Below are 15,595 nucleotides of genomic sequence, written 5' to 3'. Positions count from 1 at the left end.
CCCTTAGAATTTCGCCTCGCGCTTCTCGACAAAGGCGCGGCGTGTTTCGGCAGAATCCGGGCTGGTGTAGGCCTGCAGTGTGAAGCCCTGCTCCCAGCGGTATTTGTCCTCGAGGTTGCCGTCCTCGATGCCGTTCAGCGCCTCCTTGGCGATGCGGATCATCGCGGGACTCTTCGCGGCGATCTTCGCTGCGATGCCGAGCGCGGTCTCACGCAGCTCGGTGCGCGGCACGACGCGTTCGATGAAGCCGTAGCGCTCGGCCTCGCGCGCGCCGATCTTTTCGCCGGTGAAGAAGAGGTAGCGCACTTTCTGCACCGGAAAGAGACGCTGCAGGTGCGCGCCGCCGCCCATCGCCCCGCGGTCGACCTCGGGCAGCGCGAAGGTCGCGCAGTCCGACGCGACGACGATGTCGGCAGCCCCGGTAATCCCGATGCCGCCACCGAGCACGAAACCGTGCACCGCCGCGATCACCGGCACCGGGCAGCGATGCACCGCCTTGAAGGTGGCGTAGTTGCCGCCGTTGACCGCGACGATGCGCTCCGGATGCGCGTCGAGCTCCTTGATGTCGACGCCTGCGCAGAAGCCACGCCCTTCGGCACGGATCACGATCACGCGCACCTCCGGTTCGCCCCCCAGTTCCTCGATGCGCCGCGCCAGGCCGAACCATTCGGCGCTGTCCAGCGCATTGACCGGCGGCTTGTCGATCACCACCTCGGCGATACCGGCATCGAGCCGTACCTTGATTGCATTCGTCACTTGTGGGGTCTCCGTTCTCATCGTTCTCGTTGGGGGCTCGCGCCTCAGGCCACCACGCGGGCCCGGGCCTCGAGTGGCGCATACAGACGTGCCAGGCATTCCTCGGCTTCGGCGGCGATCGAATGGATCACCTCCTCGCAGCTCTGCAACGAGCCGATCGCCGCCGCCACCTGGCCGCTCGGCAGGATTCCCTCGTCGGGAAGGCCCTGCACCATCGAGCGTTGCAGCAGCACCGGCTGGTTCGCGGACATCACGGTCTGCGACACCGAACCCGGGTCTTCGCGCAGTGCCTGGCGCAGCACGCCGAACATGTGGCCGAAGCTCATGCCGGTCTGCGCTTTCCAGGCCCAAGCGCTCCTGAGCGCGATCGCGAGCCGGCCAACCGGGCCGGCCGACTCGAGCCGGCGGATGAAGGGGTTGTCGATCATGCGGTGACGCATGCCGTCGACGGCCGTCGTCACACGGATCTGCTGCGGGTCGCTGACGTCGACGTAGCGCTGCTGCGTCGGGCGAGGCGTCGGTGCGTCCGTTGTCATCAGGAAGCGCGTGCCCATCGCGATGCCGGACGCACCCGCCGCGAGCGCGGCCGCAAGCCCGCGCCCGGTCGAATAGCCCCCGGCGGCGATCACCGGCACCTTAACCGCATCGAGCACCTGCGGCAGGAGGATGGTCGTGGGCACGCCGCCGGTGTGCCCACCGCCTTCCCCGCCCTGTATCGTGATCAGGTCGGCGCCGAGCTCGACGGCCTTCACCGCATGCTTGAGCGCGCCGACCGTCGGGATGCACAGCACGCCCGCCTGCTTGAAGCGCGCAATCGTCTTCTTGTCCGGTCCGCGCCCGTAGCTCACCGCGCGCAGGCGATACTGGATCGCCAGATCGACGCACTGGGCGGCGTTCTCCTGGAACATGTGGAAGTTCAGGCCGAAATTGCTGCCGCCGGTCGCCTCGATGACGCGGCGGATTTCCGGTTCGAGCTGTTGCGGCTCGATCGTGGCCCCGGCAAGGAAGCCGAAGCCGCCCGCCTTCGTCGTCGCGATCACGAGATTCGCGTCGGCAACCCAGCCCATCGCCGTCTGCACGATGGGATAGCGGCAACCGAGGACCTGCGTCAGCGGAGTCTTGAGCAGCATGGAGTAATCCCGGTTCATGCCTCTTCTCCGATTTTTTCCGTACCCGTTCCTGCCACCTGCTTGTTGGCCTGCGCCATTGCCCGGGCGTCGTAGCCGCCGAGCTTGTCGCCCGAGAGCAGTTCGTTATGCGCATGGGCGAAGTGATGCCACGCGAACACCGCGTCCATCGCCGTACGCTTGCCCTGCAGGTCCTCGACGTGGTTGATCGCCTGCTTCGTCAGCGCCAGCCCCATGCGCGGCTGCGCAGCGATGCGCGCCGCCAGTGCGTAGGTGGCGGCCTCCAGCTCGTCGCGCGGCACCACGCGGTTCACCATGCCCATCTGGTAGGCTCGGTCCGCGCCCATGCGGTCGCCGACGAAGAGGAACTCCTTGGCGATGCGCGGATGGAGTTCGTAGGGATGCGCGAAGTACTCGACGCCGGGGATTCCCATGCGCACGACCGGGTCCTGGAAGAACGCGTCATCGCTCGCGACGATCAGGTCGCACACCCACGCGAGCATCAGCCCGCCGGCGATGCACGCGCCCTGCACCATTGCGATCGTCGGCTTGGGCAGTTCGCGCCAACGCCGGCACATGCCGAGGTACACCTCCTGCTCGCGCGCATAGAGGAATTCGCCACCGGGCTTGTTGGTGTGGTCCCACCACAACTGCACGCGATCGAAGGGCTTGTTGATGTCGCGGCCCGGCGTGCCGATATCGTGGCCCGCCGAAAAGTGCTTGCCCGCACCGCGCAGCACGATCACCTTCACCGCATCGTCATCGACCGCACGGCGGAAGGCCGCATCCAGCGCATAGGTCATCTGCGAGTTCTGCGCGTTGTTGAAGTCCGGCCGGCAAATCGTCACGCTGGCGATGCCGTCCTGCACCGCGTACTGCACCGGCGTGTCGGTCTCGTAGCGCGAACTGTCGGCGCGTTCGACGAAAGCGGAATCGTTCGACGGGGTGGTCATGGCTTGTCCCTGGTTTCCTCGATCACGCGGCGGCACGGATGCCCGGAGGATTGCCCTTGATCGCCGTCGCCCGCAGATCATGCGGATCGAGCTTCCGGATCACCGCCAGTTGGTCGGCGGTGGGAAGCGCGGTCTCGCCCATGTCCAGCGCGGCGATCAGCGGGAAGCCGGTCTTCTCCTGCACTTCCGCAAAGCTCACACCGGGGTGCAGCGAGCGCACGCGCGCCGCGCGCGACGGACCGTCGAAGTCCATCACGCACAGGTCGGTGACGACGATACGGATCTCCATCAGGTCGCTGCACTCGCCTTCGTTCCAGCGCTCAGGCTTGAAGCCGACGCCCGACACCATGTCGACTTCGCCCTCGACGAACACGCGGCGGCTGTGCGACGGCACGAAAAGCGAATTGATGTGGTTGATGCTGTTGCCCGGCAGGCCGCGCACACCCAGCATCGCCGACCTGGGCTTGGCGTACTCGCCCACGCACGACAGGTTGGTCTGCCCCCAACGGTCGACCTGCGTCGGCCCGATCATCGCGTGGCGACGGCCGCCCCAGACGCACTCGAACACGCGTTCGAAGGGCATGTAGCCGGCGTATTTCGGTTTGTAGTCGCCACGCGGGCCGAGCGGGATCGGTTCCTCGACGAGGAAGGCCTCGCTGTCTGTCATCAACAGGCCGGGACTGTGGGTGAGCTTGGCGAGGCTCGCGCCGAGACGCGGGATCACGCCCAGCCCGGACGCCAGCAACTCGCCGTCGCCGCGCCACGCTTCGGAGGCGGCGACGATCATCAGTTCTGCAAGGGTGAAATCGATATTGGTGGTCATCGCGGGATCTCCTCAGAACACCGGCAGCGGCAAGGTGGCGAGGCGGGCCGTGCCGCCGTTGCGTTCCTGATAGGCGGCTTCGCCCGGCGCGACGAATTCGTCGACGTAGGCCTGCCAGCCGCCCTCCTCCGCCGCGGAGCTGGAGTAGCGCTTGAAGTGGGTCATGTCCCAGCCGTAGTCGGACGGGCACGAGGTCGGATGGGCACCGAACGGCGCGTGCACCACCCCGCTGACCAGGTAGCGTTCGAAGGTGTTGTAGCGAGCACTCGCGGCGTCGAGCTCCAGCCGCTCCTCGACCCGCTCCGCAGACACGTAGCATTTCTCGGCCGCGCGCGCGAACAGGTGGTCGAAATACGGGTCCGGCCCGGTCACCAGGGTGTTGCCGAGGCGATCGGCGACATTCACGTGCAGCAAGGCCACGTCCAGTTTCAGCGCCGGCATCGCGATCAGCACCTCACCGTCGTCGTACGGCGAGCGGATCGTGCGCAGTTCAGGATTGAGCCGCACCACGTCGGTCGCGATGCCGCTGCGCGTCGGCAGGAAGGGCAGGCGCATCCCGGCCGCGCGCAGCCCCCACTGGAACATGCCCTCGTCGAGTTCCATCAGTTCCTTCAGTTCGCCCGCCTCGCGCGCCTTGCGGTAGTACGGTTCGAGCGGGATGGCGTCGAGCGTGGCGAAGCCGAAGATGAGCTTCTTCACCTTGCCCGCCGCGCACAGCATGCCGACCTCGGGGCCGCCGTAGGCGACCACCGTCAGGTTCTTCACCGGCGAGCGCAGGATCTCGCGCACGATCGCCATCGGCTTGCGCCGTGGCCCCCATCCGCCAAACCCGATCGTCATGCCGTCGCGCAGCGCGCCGACGACATCCGCTGCATTCATTCGCTTGTCCATGTGTGTGTCGTCCTTATCGCTGTCCGACCGAAAAATCGTGGCCCCACAGGCTCACGCGCGTGAATTCGAAGGCCGAGTGACGCGACCAGTCGACCTGCAGCCCGCCGTAGCCGTACTCCAGGTCGAAGCCGGACGGGGTCTTCATGTAGAAGGAGATCATCCGGTCGTTGAGGTGCTGCCCCAGCGTCGCCGACAGCGGGATGTCGTGCGCGATCCGCCGGTCGTGCGCACGGCCGACCTCGGTCATCGAATCGACCTCGACCATCACATGCACGCAGCCGCTGGGCACGGGGTACTCGGCCAGCGCGAGACTGTGATGACGCGCATTGCCGCAGTGCAGGAAGTGGATGCGGACCGCAGGGGCGGCCGGGTCCGGCTGAAAGTTGAAGATGTCGGAAACTTCGAAGCCGAGCACCTCGCGGTGAAAGGCGATCGTCTCGTCGAAATGCGGCGCGGGAAGGACCGTGTGGCCGAGACCCATGTCGCCGGTGACGAAGCGCGGCACCCCCTGGGGAGAGATGAACGGCCGGCAATCGGAGCGGTAACCCCAGCCCAGCTCGTGACGGTTGCCGGACGGATCGGTCACGATCGCGATCGCCTGCATGCCGCGCTGCTCGCACAGACCTGCGGAGGCCGGCTCCCACTTCGCGCGCTTCTGTTCCAGCACGCCGATCGCAGCATCGAACGCACGCTCGTTCGCCAGCTCCCAGCCCGAAGCCAGGTAGCGGCGCTCCGGGCCTTCGACGACCAGGATGCGGAACGGGCGTTCGTCCATTTTCACGTACAGGCCGCCCCCCGGGGCCGGCTCGACCATCATGCCGAGCACGTCCTGTGCATACGCCTGCCACTCGGCGAGATTGTCGGTCTGAGCGACGAAGTAGCCCAACCCGCGAATGTCGATCATCTTTTCTGGCCCCCTGTGCTATCGGCATCTGCCGGTACGTGAGCCATTTTCGCGAGGGAGCGCCCCCCCTTCATCGTCCGTTGAGACTAATCGGCGACAAGTTGCTCCTCGGCACGCCAATGCCCAGTCGCCGGTTCCCCGCCATCGTCATGCCCGCGAAGGCGGGCATCCAGCCCTCGGGCCGCGCACGGCAAAGGCTAGACTCCCGCCTACGCGAGAGTGACGGGAATGCGAGGGCGGGCGCACCGCCGCCCGCTCCCCACGCTCGTCATGCCCGCGCAGGCGGGCATCCAGCTCTCGGGCCACGCACGGCAAAGGCTGGACTCCCGCCTACGCGAGAGTGACGGGAATGCGAGGGCGGGCGCACCGCCGCCCGCTCCCCACGCTCGTCATGCCCGCGCAGGCGGGCATCCAGCTCTCGGGCCACGCACGGCAAAGGCTGGACTCCCGCCTGCGCGGGAGTGACGGGATTTCGAGGGCGGGCGCAGCGGCCCGCTAGCCGATGATCTCGGGCCACAAATCGCGCCAATCCGGGTTCCGATCTTCGATCAATCGCAACTTCCAGGCGCGGTTCCATTTTTTGAGCTGTTTTTCGCGCGTAATTGCCGCTTCCATCGAGGCGTGCTGCTCGTAATGGACCAGGACATGAACGCCATACCGTTGCGTGAATCCCTCGATCACATCGTTCCTGTGTTCCCAGATGCGCTTGACCAGATCCGAGGTCACGCCGATATACAGCGTGCCCTTAACCCGGCTCGCAAGAATATAGACGGCAGGCTGCTTTTCTTTCACGCGCTCGATATGCCATTAGGTTTGTCACGTCCGGATTGTATCCGCACTGCGACAGCGAGCGTTTGCGTCAGGGACGGAATTTCCTTCGCATACACCGCAGGCCGGGACGTCGGGATAAAAAAGGGCCGCTCACCCGGATGGGCAGAGCGGCCAAGGAGGAGAAGAGACCACAGGAGACGACTACATGTACAGGATCACCAGCTCGTTGATGACCGACGGGCGCTCGTTGCCGACGACGTGGGTCGTGACCTCGAGCGTGAGCTGCATGCCTTTCGCGAGCCGTTCGACCGCCTTGACCCGGGCACGGGCATGGATGCGCGAGCCGGCGGGAACCGGCGCGGGAAAGCGCAGCCGGTCCGAGCCGTAATTCACCATGTTGTTGAAGCCGACGACCTCGAATCCGAGCGGCATCCTGAGTCGCGATTGCAGGATCTGCACTAGCGCCCCGTGGGCGATGGTGCCGCCGAAGGGACTCTGCTTCGCGGCGCGATCAGGGTCGGTGTGAATCCAGTAGTCGTCGCCGGAAAGTTTCACGAATTCATCGATCAGGGCCTGGTCGACGAGCACCTGGCTGCTCCACTCGCTGTATTCGTCGCTGACGAGGGCCTTCATCGCGGCTTCGTCGTCGAAGCGCACCTGGCGCCGCGGGCGGGCCAGCGTCGTGCAGGCCTCGGACGCGGCGACGGCAGCTTCCGGCGAGCTGTCGATGCGCGTCGCCATGTCCTTGTCGGCGGCCGTGAAGCGCAGCAGCGTCGTGCCGTCCTTGCGCACCGTGTCGAAGACCGGCTTCACGCGCATACCCACCCGGATCTCGTCCTCCGCCAGTCCGACCAGCGTCGTGTTGATCCGCACGCCTTCGTCGAGCTCTACCACCGCGAGCTTCTGCGGCATTTCGTCGGCGAAATCGGGCAGGGTCGGAATGCGGGCGATGGTGTAGCTGTACACCTGCCCCGCCCCGGAAACCTCACGCCATTCGACGGCGTGCGAGAAGCAGCGGTTGCAGTGGCGACGGGGATAAAAGATCCAGTGCCCGCATGCCGTGCAATGGGGGATGACGATCTTCCCTTCCTTGAGCGCGCTCCAGAAGGGCCTGGAGATTTCCGTGTAGGCCGGCATCGGCTTGTTCATCGACATGCTGGTCACGCTCCCTGCAGGATGAGTGCGCCCTGCTCGCTCATCACGCCACCGGTGCCGGAGACGTAGACGCGATCGCAGCGCTTGAGTTGGCGGTCACCGGCGCGGCCGGCGAGCTGGGTGAAGGCCTCGATCACCTGGGACATCCCCCCCGCGGAGCCGGATTGTCCAAAGCTCAACTGGCCTCCGTGCGTGTTCATCGGGAAATCGCCGCGCCAGGTCAGGTCGTGCTCGCGCACGAAGCGCATGCCCTCGCCCTTCTCGCAGAAGCCTGCGTCCTCGAGCGTCAGCAGCGCCGTGATCGTGTAGCAGTCATAGATCTGCGCGGCATCCATGTCGGCGGGCTTGAGGCCGGCCATCTCGAAGGCACGTCGCGAGGCCGGCCCGATCGGCGTCTCGGTCATTTCCGCCGCATACGTGGGCGACTTGAAGGCGAGATGCTCGCCAAAGCCGGTGACGAAGGCGCCACGGTTGCGTGCGCGTGCGGCAAGCTCCTTCGACGCCACGATCACCGCGGCACCGCCTGCGACCGGCATCACGATCTCGAGCACGTGCAGCGGATCAGCGACCATCTTGCTGCCGAGCACCTCCTCGACCGTCAGAGGCTTGCCGAAGAACATCGCGTCCGGATTGGTGAGCGCATTGGTGCGCTGATCGACGGCGATCTTGGCCATCGCGACCGGGTCGTAGCCGTAGCGTGCGGCATAGCGCTGCGCGATCATCGCGTAGCCGGTGTTCTGCCCCATGTGGCCGTAGGGAAGATCGAACTCCGCCTCGGGTGCGCCGAAGGCCGTGCTATGGCCGCCGAAGCGCATCGCCCGCGCCATCCACGCCGGATCCTCGTCGGGGCCGAAGGGCGCCATGCGGGCGGGCAACACGCACAACACGGCCTGACACAGGCCCAGTTCGATCGCCGCCGCGGCGCGCCAGACCATGCCGACCGAAGTGGTGCCGCCGAGATCGACGACTTCGGCGAAGTTGAGGCGCAGGCCGAGATACTCCGCCGCCATCGCGGGCACGAAGACTGAAGCCTCGTGGAAATGCGGCCCGTTGATGACCAGCCCGTCCAGGTCCGAAGCCTTCAGGCCGGCGTCCTGCAGCGCGCGGTCCGCGAGGTCGGCGACCTGCTCGAGATGAAACATCCTCGGCGCGGTCGCGTACTTCTCAGGCCTGTACTGCGCCGCACCGACGATGGCAGCGTGTCCTTTGAGTCCCATATCCCCCCCGGGGTCGAATTGATCGCATTGCCGAAGCCGGCGTGAGCACAAGATGCCATACCGGCGGCAGGGTGCAATCGTTCAAATCGACTAGGCGGGACGGACGTGCGCCACGACAGGCGCCCGGGCACTGCTCAGCGGATCGCGAGCGGCGCAAATACCTGTCCGACAGAAGCATGGGCCGCGAGCATTTCTCCGTGACAGGAATCGTGATGTTCGAGGCAGGAAACCACGGATGGTGTTTTGGTGCCGCCCTTGAGCCAGAGCGATCCGAGGAAGGCGCACAGGGCGCCCAGCAAGACGAGCTTGATCATCGTTGTCTCTCCAATGGGCCTCTGACGGACCTCTGATTCATCGGTCGCACCCTCCGCCGCAGCACTGCATTGGGGCACCCCGTGTGCGACACAGCCTGTACGCTCTGTCAAAGCGCTGCATCGTCCAAACGGACTAGATGTCAGCGGAAGGGGGCAGCCCGGCCCTGGTCAGCGCCTCGACGGAGTACGGCGCGTAGGTACGGGCCTGTTCGTCGCGCACGTACAACGGATCGGAAAACGCTGTCGGATCGTAGCCCTGCCGCTGCAGATCCACCTTGCGCAGCTTGAACGTCGTGGTCAGGTCGGCGGCCAGGGACACGCGCACGAACAGCGGCGCGGCGTATCGTGGCAAGCGTGCCTCCGCCAGGGCATAGAAGCGCTCCGGCTCGAAGCTGCACCCCTCCTGCATGACGATCGCGGCCATCCCCCCTCGACCTTCGTGCCCCGGAACCTGCACCCCGTAGATGTTGATCAACTCCGCGCCGGGATAGTCGCCAAGCGCATCGGCGACTTCCAGCGTCGAGACGTTCTCGCTCTTCCAGCGGAAGGTGTCGCCGATGCGATCGACGAAGTAGAAATAACCGTCCTCGTCGTAGCGAAGAAGATCGCCCGAACTCCAGTAAGCGTCGTTCTCGCGGAACACGTTGCGCAGGATCTTCTTCTCCGTCGCTTCCTCCGACGTATAGCCTTCAAAGCGCCCGCCGCCGATATCCGGATGGCTGATGATCATGCCGATGCCCTCGCCGACCTCTCCCGGCTGGCACAGCAGGTAGAAACCGTTCTCGTCGCGAACATGCTCGCCGGCATCGAGGTCGTAGCGCACCAGACGGAAGTTCGTCTTCTCCCAGTACGGCACCCGGCCGCAAGAGCCGATGCGGTTATCGACGTTGATGAGGTTCGTGTTGGCCTCGGTCGAACCCCAGCCTTCGAAGATGTCGACCGGCCCGAAGCGGTCGATCCAGCGCACCCACGATTCCGGCGACAGGCCCGCCCCCATCATGCAGCGCAGGCTGTGCTCACGGTCCTTCGCGCTTGGGGGAAGATTGATGAGGTAGCGGCAGATCTCGCCGATGTACTGGCACACGGTGATGCCGTGTCCTCGCACGTCGTTCCAGAATTCGCGCACGCTGAACTTGCGCCGCAAGACGATCGCCGCCCCGGCTTTCAGCGCGGTCGAGGTGACCGAGGTCGCCGCCGCGCCGTGGTACAGCGGCAGGAAGCAGTAGAAGACATCGTCGGGCGTGGCGCCTACGGTTTCCACCATCACGTCGCCCGAGGACAACCAGCGCATGTAGCTGTAACGCGCGGCCTTGGGCAGACCGGTGGTCCCGGACGTAAAGATCAGGAGGCTGGGGGCCTCCGCGACAAGATGCTCGCGCAGCGCTCGTGCAGGCGCCGTGCACGGAGCACGGGCGATATCCTCGGCCAGCGACATGTCGGCGGCGTCGCGCAGCGCTGGCGACGCGGGTTTTTCGACATCCGGCAGCAGCCAGCACGGCACATCCGGGAGCCCCCCGGTTGCTGCGAAATTCGCCAGGCATTCCTCGCCGACGACGATCGCCTTCGCTCCGCTCGTCTCGATCGCATGGACCAGGGCACGGCCGCTCACCTGCGTATTGATGAAGGCGGCAACGACGCCGAGCTTGGTCATCCCGAACCACGTAAAGAAGAACTCGGGCCGGTTCTCGATCGCCATCGCACACACGTCGCCCGCCTTCAGGCCGCGAGCCAGCAGGGCGTGCGCAACCTGATTGGCACGGGCGTCCACCTCGGCATACGAATAGCCGGCATCGCCGTACACCAGAAAGCGGCGGTTCCCGTGGGTCCGGGCCTGCTCTTCGAGCCGGTCCGCAATCGTGTACCGGTCGCGCGGCTTGATGAGGGCGCTGCTTTGCGCGCGCCGGTCAAGCTTCGCCTGGGTCTCCTCGCGCGACACGACGCCGTCCGTGCCTGCATTCAGGGCTGCGATGCCGTTGTCCATGCATCCTTCTCCGTATATCGGGTTCGCATGTCCTCGCCGCCGGATCGAATATCCGGCAGATCGGACAAGGGTCGGCATCCGATGACACCGACACGATTGACGGAGCCAATGATTCCCCCCGCGGAAAGTCACAACATCGTCCGTTGAGACTAATCCCGCGCGACACCGGAACCGATCCCCGATCTGGTCTGAACGGACGATGCCGGCGGATGGGCGTCGGCGGACGATGCGCCCGACGATATCTGGCAGGGGACGGTCCGTGAGGTCTGGCGACAACGCATCCGGCAGCAGCCGCACCGAGACAAGCGCAAGGACCACGTGGCACACGCACTACGCGCTCCTGATGCTCGCGCTCATCTACGTCTTCAACTACATCGACAGGCTGGTGATCTCCATCCTGATCGAGCCGATCAAGCTGGAATTCGGTGTCTCCGACACCGCCATCGGCCTGCTCTCGGGTGTGGCGTTCGCCCTCTTCTACACGGCCTTCGGTTTACCCTTCGGCCGCCTCGCCGACCGCATCGGTCCCAAACCTGTCATTGCCCTCGCCTGCATCGCGTGGAGCGTCATGACCATGACCTGCGGGCTGGCGACGAGCTTCGCGATCCTGCTGCTGTGCCGCATCGGCGTCGCGGTCGGCGAAGCCGGTGGCACCGCACCCTCGGTGGCGATGGTATCGGCGCTGTACCCGCCGCAGCGCCGCTCGCTCGCGCTGTCGGTGTTCCTGATGGGGCCCAGCCTGGGCGCGGTGATCGGACTGGGCGTGGGCGGATGGGTCGCGGAAATCTGGGGCTGGCGGACCGCGTTCATTGCGATCGGCGCGCCCGGCGTGCTGCTCGGCCTCGTTTTCGCGCTGACGGTGCGCGCGCCTGCCTCGACGACGACGGTGAAGGGACAAGCACGCGGAGCGGACGAGAACTGGCGGACGACGCTGCGTTCGCTGCTCGCAACGCCGGCCTTCCCGTGGATCGTCGCCACCGGCGGGATCGCAGCGACCACCGGCTATGCGCTGGGCACGTGGAATCCGAGTTTTCTCATCCGTTCGCACGGCCTCACGATGCAGCACGCCGGCCTGCTGATCGGCGTCGGGGGCGGCTTGGTCTCGACTGTGGGCACGCTGGTGTGCGGGGCGGTCACCGATCGCATGGTGCGGCGGGATCCGGGCTGGCAGATCGGCGTTCCATTGATCGCCACCGCGCTGAGCATCCCGTTCGGCATCGCCTATTTCCTCTGGCCGACGGGCATTGCCTTCCAGCTTGGGTACCTGCCGGTTCCGCAGGCCTTCCTGTTCTATCTGGGCTTCGGTTTCTTCGGCACGTGGTGGTCGGTACCGTGCTTCGGCGCCATCAGCCATCTCTTCCCGGCCCATCGCCTCGCCCAGGCGACTGCAATCTTCGTGATGGCGATGACCCTGCTGGGGGTCGGATTCGGCCCCCTCATCGTCGGCGCCCTGAGCGATGCGCTCAGCGCGCGCATCGGCACCGAAGCCCTGCGTTACGCGCTGGCCGCGTCGGTGGCGCTCCTCGGTCTGGCGGTCGCCTGCCTCGCCATTGCCTTGCCCCGATATCGAAACCGCCTAGGCGCTGCTGAAGCGCACGCCCCCGAAGCGGTCACCAACCCCGCCTGAATACGGAGAACCCATGACAACGAAACCCGACCTGCCCTTGCCCGTGGGCAAGTACGTCACCCTGCGCAGCGGCCCTTGCGAAGGGCTGCGGCTGCATTATCTGGGCGTCGGCGAAGGCCCCGCCGTGGTGTGGCTACACGGCAGCGGGCCGGGCGCCAGCGGTTACAGCAACTTCAAGGGCAATTACCCGGCCTTCGCGGCGGCAGGATTCCGCAACCTGGTGCTGGACCTCCCCGGTTTCGGCCGCTCGGACAAGCCGGCCGACGTCGAATACACGCTGGAATTCTTCGTCGAGGCGCTGAACGGTTTCCTTTCCCAGGCCGGCGTGGAGCGCTGCACCCTGCTGGGCAACTCCCTCGGTGGCGCGATCGCGCTGGGGCAGGCGCTGGCCCACCCGCAAACCGTCGAGCGCCTGATCCTGATGGCACCGGGTGGCGTGGAGGAGCGCGAGACCTATTTCCGCATGGAAGGAATCGTGCGCATGGTCGAGACTTACGCCAAGGGGCCGATGGGCATCGAGGAAATGCGCCACGTGATGCAGTTGCAGCTCTTCGACCCGACGCAACTCGACGACGAACTGCTCGCCGAACGCGCCGCGGTCGCCGCGCTGCAGCCCGCCAACCTGTTCTCCACCATGCGGGTGCCGAACATGACCGAACGCCTCGGCGAACTCGACTGCCCGATCCTCGGCTTCTGGGGCACGGACGACCGCTTCAACCCGGCCGAAGGCGCGATGAAGATCCTGGCGCGGGCCCCGCAGGCACGCTTCGTGATGCTCAACCAATGCGGCCACTGGGTCCAGGTCGAGCACGCGCAACTGTTCAACCGGACCTGCCTCGACTTCCTGCGCGCAGGCTGATTCGCACTATTCTTCCAATCGGGGATGGATCCAAGATGGCAAGCTACGAAAACCTGCTCAGTCCCGGACGCATCGGCAAGCTCGAACTGCGCAACCGCATCGTCATGGCGCCGATGGGCTCCAACTTCGCGGAGGCCGACGGCCACTGCGGCGAGCGCATCCAGGCCTTCTACGAGGCACGTGCGGCCGGGGGGGCCGGGATGCTGACGATGGGCGTGTGCGCGATCGCCTATCCGGCGGGCACGGCCGAGCCGTATCAGGTGGGCGTGTCGAACGACGCTTTCATCCCCGGTCTGGCGAAGCTCGCCGAACGCGTGCACAAGCACGGCGCAAAAATCGCGATGCAGCTGCAGCATGCCGGCAAAACGGCCGTGCGCGACCTCGCCGAAGGCCGCGAGCTGTGGGTGCCGTCGATGCCGCCGCCGCTGAAGACCGACATGTTCGCGGCGCTGACGCGCGACGAACTCGCCAACTTCGTGAGTTCGTCGAAGGCGCGCGACGCCGGCGGCGTGAAGATCCGCGTCATGGACAAGGCCGACATCGCACAGATGGTCGAATGGTTCGCCGCGGCGGCGCTGCGGGCGAAGACGGCCGGCTTCGACGGCGTCGAGATCCACGCCGGCCATTCCTACATCATCGCGGGATTCCTCTCGCCCTACTACAACAAGCGCGACGACGAATACGGCGGCCCGCTCGAGAACCGCGCGCGCCTGCTGCTCGAAGTGCTGGCCGCGGTGCGCGCCCGCGTCGGCGCCAACTACCCGGTCTGGCTGCGCCTGGATGCCGAGGAACTCCACACCCCCGGGGGCATCGCATTGGAGGATGCGATCGCCACCGCAAAGCTGGCCGAAGCGGCCGGCGCCGATGCGGTGAGTGTCTCCGCCTACGCCACCATCACATCCGGCGCCGTGTTCACCGAGGCGCCACTGGTGCACAAGAAGGCGGCCTTCCTCGCCTGGGCAGCGGAGATCAAGCAGGCAATCGGCATCCCGGTGATCGCCGTCGGCCGCCTCGAACCGGAGGTCGCCGACAACGCGATCGCCGGCGGGCACTGCGACTTCGTCGCAATGGCGCGCAAGCTGCTCGCCGACCCCGAGCTCCCGAACAAGCTCATCGCCGGCCACCCTCGCGACGTCCGTCCGTGCATCTACTGCTACGCGTGCGTGAGCCAGATCTTCATCAACGAACGCGTCAAATGCGCGGTGAATCCGCTGACCGGTCATGAATCCGAGATCGCCATCGTGCCCGCCGACAAACCCCGCCACGTCGTCGTGGTCGGCGGCGGCCCGGCCGGCATGGAGGCCGCCCGCGTCGCGGCGCTGCGCGGGCATCGCGTCACGCTGCTCGAACGCAGCGACCGCCTCGGCGGCACGCTGTTCTTCGCCGCCCTCGCCTACGCCGAAAATGGCCAGCTCCTCGACTACCTCGTCCGCCAGGTGCGCGGCCTGCCGGTCGACATCCGCTACAACACCGTGGCCACACCTGATCTGTTGCGCGAACTGAAGGCCGACGTCGTCATCGTCGCCACAGGCGCGGAACGCAGTGCGCCGGACATCCCCGGCGCGGAACAGGACCACGTCTGGTCCGGCGACGAACTTCGGCGCCTGATGACCGGCGACCGCGCCGACGAGATCGCCAAACGCAAGCTCTCGCTCACGCAACGCACCCTGATGAAAGCCGGCAGCCTGGTCGGCGTCACCGACAGCACCGAGGCGATCCAGAATCTCTCACGCGTCTGGATGCCGCTCGGCAAGAAGGTCGCGGTCGTCGGCGGCGGCCTCGTCGGGCTGGAACTCGCCGAATTCCTCGTCGACCGCGGCCGCGAAGTCACCGTTCTGGAAGCAGGCCCGAGCTTCGGCCCGGAGCTGTCCATCGTCCGTCGCTGGCGCGTGCTGCACGACCTGCGCGAACACGGCGTACAACTCGTCGCCAACGCCCGCATCGGCGCGATCGAGCGCAAGCGCATCGTCTACACCACGGCGGAAGGCCAGTCCTGCGAAGTCGGCATGGATTCGGTAGTGCTCGCCGTCGGCGCGCGCCCCGACGACCGTCTCGCCAAATCGCTGGAAGCGGCCGGCGTCCCCGTGCTGTCGGTCGGCGACGGCGCGAGTCTCGGTTACATCGAAGGCGCACTGAAGTCGGGCCTGCGAGCCGCGCTCGAAATCTGACCCGCTTCGGGGAGACGCCGGCGCTACGCCGGCCCGCGCCTCCCCGAAG

At 66.5% G+C, this 15,595-nt stretch carries 14 protein-coding genes; 3 read left to right on the top strand and 11 right to left on the bottom strand.

Features of this window, described 5'->3' with window-relative positions; translation table 11 throughout:
- Positions 1–3 precede the first annotated feature (3 nt).
- The 11 genes from GPA25_RS20395 to GPA25_RS20345 all read right to left on the bottom strand — a co-directional run bounded on the left by GPA25_RS20395 (position 4) and on the right by GPA25_RS20345 (position 10,892).
- On the bottom strand, positions 4–756 hold the full coding sequence (locus tag GPA25_RS20395; RefSeq protein WP_169262246.1) for an enoyl-CoA hydratase family protein: 753 nt from the start codon (positions 754–756) through the stop codon (positions 4–6).
- A 44-nt stretch (positions 757–800) separates the two neighbouring features.
- On the bottom strand, positions 801–1,904 hold the full coding sequence (locus GPA25_RS20390) for an NAD(P)H-dependent flavin oxidoreductase (RefSeq protein ID WP_169262245.1): 1,104 nt from the start codon (positions 1,902–1,904) through the stop codon (positions 801–803).
- Positions 1,901–2,836, bottom strand: a complete 936-nt coding sequence (locus GPA25_RS20385) for an enoyl-CoA hydratase (RefSeq protein WP_169262244.1) — start codon at positions 2,834–2,836, stop codon at positions 1,901–1,903. Before GPA25_RS20385 ends, GPA25_RS20390 begins: the two co-directional genes overlap by 4 nt.
- A gap of 22 nt (positions 2,837–2,858) precedes the next feature.
- A complete protein-coding gene (locus tag GPA25_RS20380) occupies positions 2,859–3,659 on the bottom strand; it encodes a CoA-transferase subunit beta (RefSeq protein WP_169262243.1) in 801 nt (266 codons plus the stop codon).
- Between the two features lie 12 nt (positions 3,660–3,671).
- Positions 3,672–4,550, bottom strand: coding sequence for a CoA transferase subunit A (locus tag GPA25_RS20375; RefSeq protein ID WP_169262242.1), 879 nt, complete (start codon positions 4,548–4,550; stop codon positions 3,672–3,674).
- A gap of 13 nt (positions 4,551–4,563) precedes the next feature.
- Positions 4,564–5,454, bottom strand: a complete 891-nt coding sequence (locus tag GPA25_RS20370; RefSeq protein WP_169262241.1) for a VOC family protein — start codon at positions 5,452–5,454, stop codon at positions 4,564–4,566.
- Positions 5,455–5,949: 495 nt separating this feature from the next.
- Positions 5,950–6,246, bottom strand: coding sequence for a GIY-YIG nuclease family protein (locus tag GPA25_RS20365; protein WP_169262240.1), 297 nt, complete (start codon positions 6,244–6,246; stop codon positions 5,950–5,952).
- Positions 6,247–6,426: 180 nt separating this feature from the next.
- Positions 6,427–7,380, bottom strand: coding sequence for a bifunctional OB-fold nucleic acid binding domain-containing protein/MaoC family dehydratase (locus GPA25_RS20360; protein ID WP_169262239.1), 954 nt, complete (start codon positions 7,378–7,380; stop codon positions 6,427–6,429).
- A 5-nt stretch (positions 7,381–7,385) separates the two neighbouring features.
- Positions 7,386–8,597 carry a thiolase family protein gene (locus tag GPA25_RS20355; protein ID WP_169262238.1) on the bottom strand — a complete coding sequence of 404 codons (1,212 nt, stop codon included), beginning with the start codon at positions 8,595–8,597 and terminating at the stop codon, positions 7,386–7,388.
- A 134-nt stretch (positions 8,598–8,731) separates the two neighbouring features.
- Positions 8,732–8,911, bottom strand: coding sequence for a hypothetical protein (locus tag GPA25_RS20350; RefSeq protein WP_169262237.1), 180 nt, complete (start codon positions 8,909–8,911; stop codon positions 8,732–8,734).
- A 133-nt stretch (positions 8,912–9,044) separates the two neighbouring features.
- Entirely contained in the window at positions 9,045–10,892 is a 1,848-nt protein-coding gene (locus GPA25_RS20345; protein ID WP_169262236.1) for a long-chain-acyl-CoA synthetase, read from the bottom strand.
- Positions 10,893–11,235: 343 nt separating this feature from the next.
- Between GPA25_RS20345 and GPA25_RS20340 the strand changes: the two genes are divergently transcribed.
- The 3 genes from GPA25_RS20340 to GPA25_RS20330 are packed head-to-tail and all read left to right on the top strand — an operon-like array spanning position 11,236 to position 15,546.
- Positions 11,236–12,519 (top strand): spinster family MFS transporter, encoded by a 1,284-nt coding sequence (locus GPA25_RS20340; protein ID WP_246265941.1) that lies wholly within the window; start codon positions 11,236–11,238, stop codon positions 12,517–12,519.
- 13 nt (positions 12,520–12,532) lie between these two features.
- Positions 12,533–13,378, top strand: coding sequence for an alpha/beta fold hydrolase (locus GPA25_RS20335; protein WP_169262234.1), 846 nt, complete (start codon positions 12,533–12,535; stop codon positions 13,376–13,378).
- Between the two features lie 35 nt (positions 13,379–13,413).
- Positions 13,414–15,546, top strand: coding sequence for an oxidoreductase (locus GPA25_RS20330; RefSeq protein ID WP_169262233.1), 2,133 nt, complete (start codon positions 13,414–13,416; stop codon positions 15,544–15,546).
- Positions 15,547–15,595: the final 49 nt, after the last annotated feature.

This window comes from Aromatoleum diolicum, assembly GCF_012910955.1.
Taxonomy (GTDB): domain Bacteria; phylum Pseudomonadota; class Gammaproteobacteria; order Burkholderiales; family Rhodocyclaceae; genus Aromatoleum; species Aromatoleum diolicum.
The sequence above is the reverse complement of the archived record's forward strand: the minus strand, read 5'-3'. Positions and strand labels throughout refer to the sequence as shown.

Bases quoted from the DNA above. Each gene is read 5' to 3' on its own strand.
- GPA25_RS20355 (WP_169262238.1), bottom strand. From the start codon at position 8,597: ATGGGACTCAAAGGACACGCTGCCATCGTCGGTGCGGCGCAGTACAGG.
- GPA25_RS20380 (WP_169262243.1), bottom strand. From the start codon at position 3,659: ATGACCACCAATATCGATTTCACCCTTGCAGAACTGATGATCGTCGCC.
- GPA25_RS20360 (WP_169262239.1), bottom strand. From the start codon at position 7,380: ATGTCGATGAACAAGCCGATGCCGGCCTACACGGAAATCTCCAGGCCC.
- GPA25_RS20330 (WP_169262233.1), top strand. From the start codon at position 13,414: ATGGCAAGCTACGAAAACCTGCTCAGTCCCGGACGCATCGGCAAGCTC.
- GPA25_RS20385 (WP_169262244.1), bottom strand. From the start codon at position 2,836: ATGACCACCCCGTCGAACGATTCCGCTTTCGTCGAACGCGCCGACAGT.
- GPA25_RS20390 (WP_169262245.1), bottom strand. From the start codon at position 1,904: ATGAACCGGGATTACTCCATGCTGCTCAAGACTCCGCTGACGCAGGTC.
- GPA25_RS20375 (WP_169262242.1), bottom strand. From the start codon at position 4,550: ATGGACAAGCGAATGAATGCAGCGGATGTCGTCGGCGCGCTGCGCGAC.
- GPA25_RS20370 (WP_169262241.1), bottom strand. From the start codon at position 5,454: ATGATCGACATTCGCGGGTTGGGCTACTTCGTCGCTCAGACCGACAAT.
- GPA25_RS20335 (WP_169262234.1), top strand. From the start codon at position 12,533: ATGACAACGAAACCCGACCTGCCCTTGCCCGTGGGCAAGTACGTCACC.
- GPA25_RS20350 (WP_169262237.1), bottom strand. From the start codon at position 8,911: ATGATCAAGCTCGTCTTGCTGGGCGCCCTGTGCGCCTTCCTCGGATCG.
- GPA25_RS20340 (WP_246265941.1), top strand. From the start codon at position 11,236: ATGCTCGCGCTCATCTACGTCTTCAACTACATCGACAGGCTGGTGATC.
- GPA25_RS20345 (WP_169262236.1), bottom strand. From the start codon at position 10,892: ATGGACAACGGCATCGCAGCCCTGAATGCAGGCACGGACGGCGTCGTG.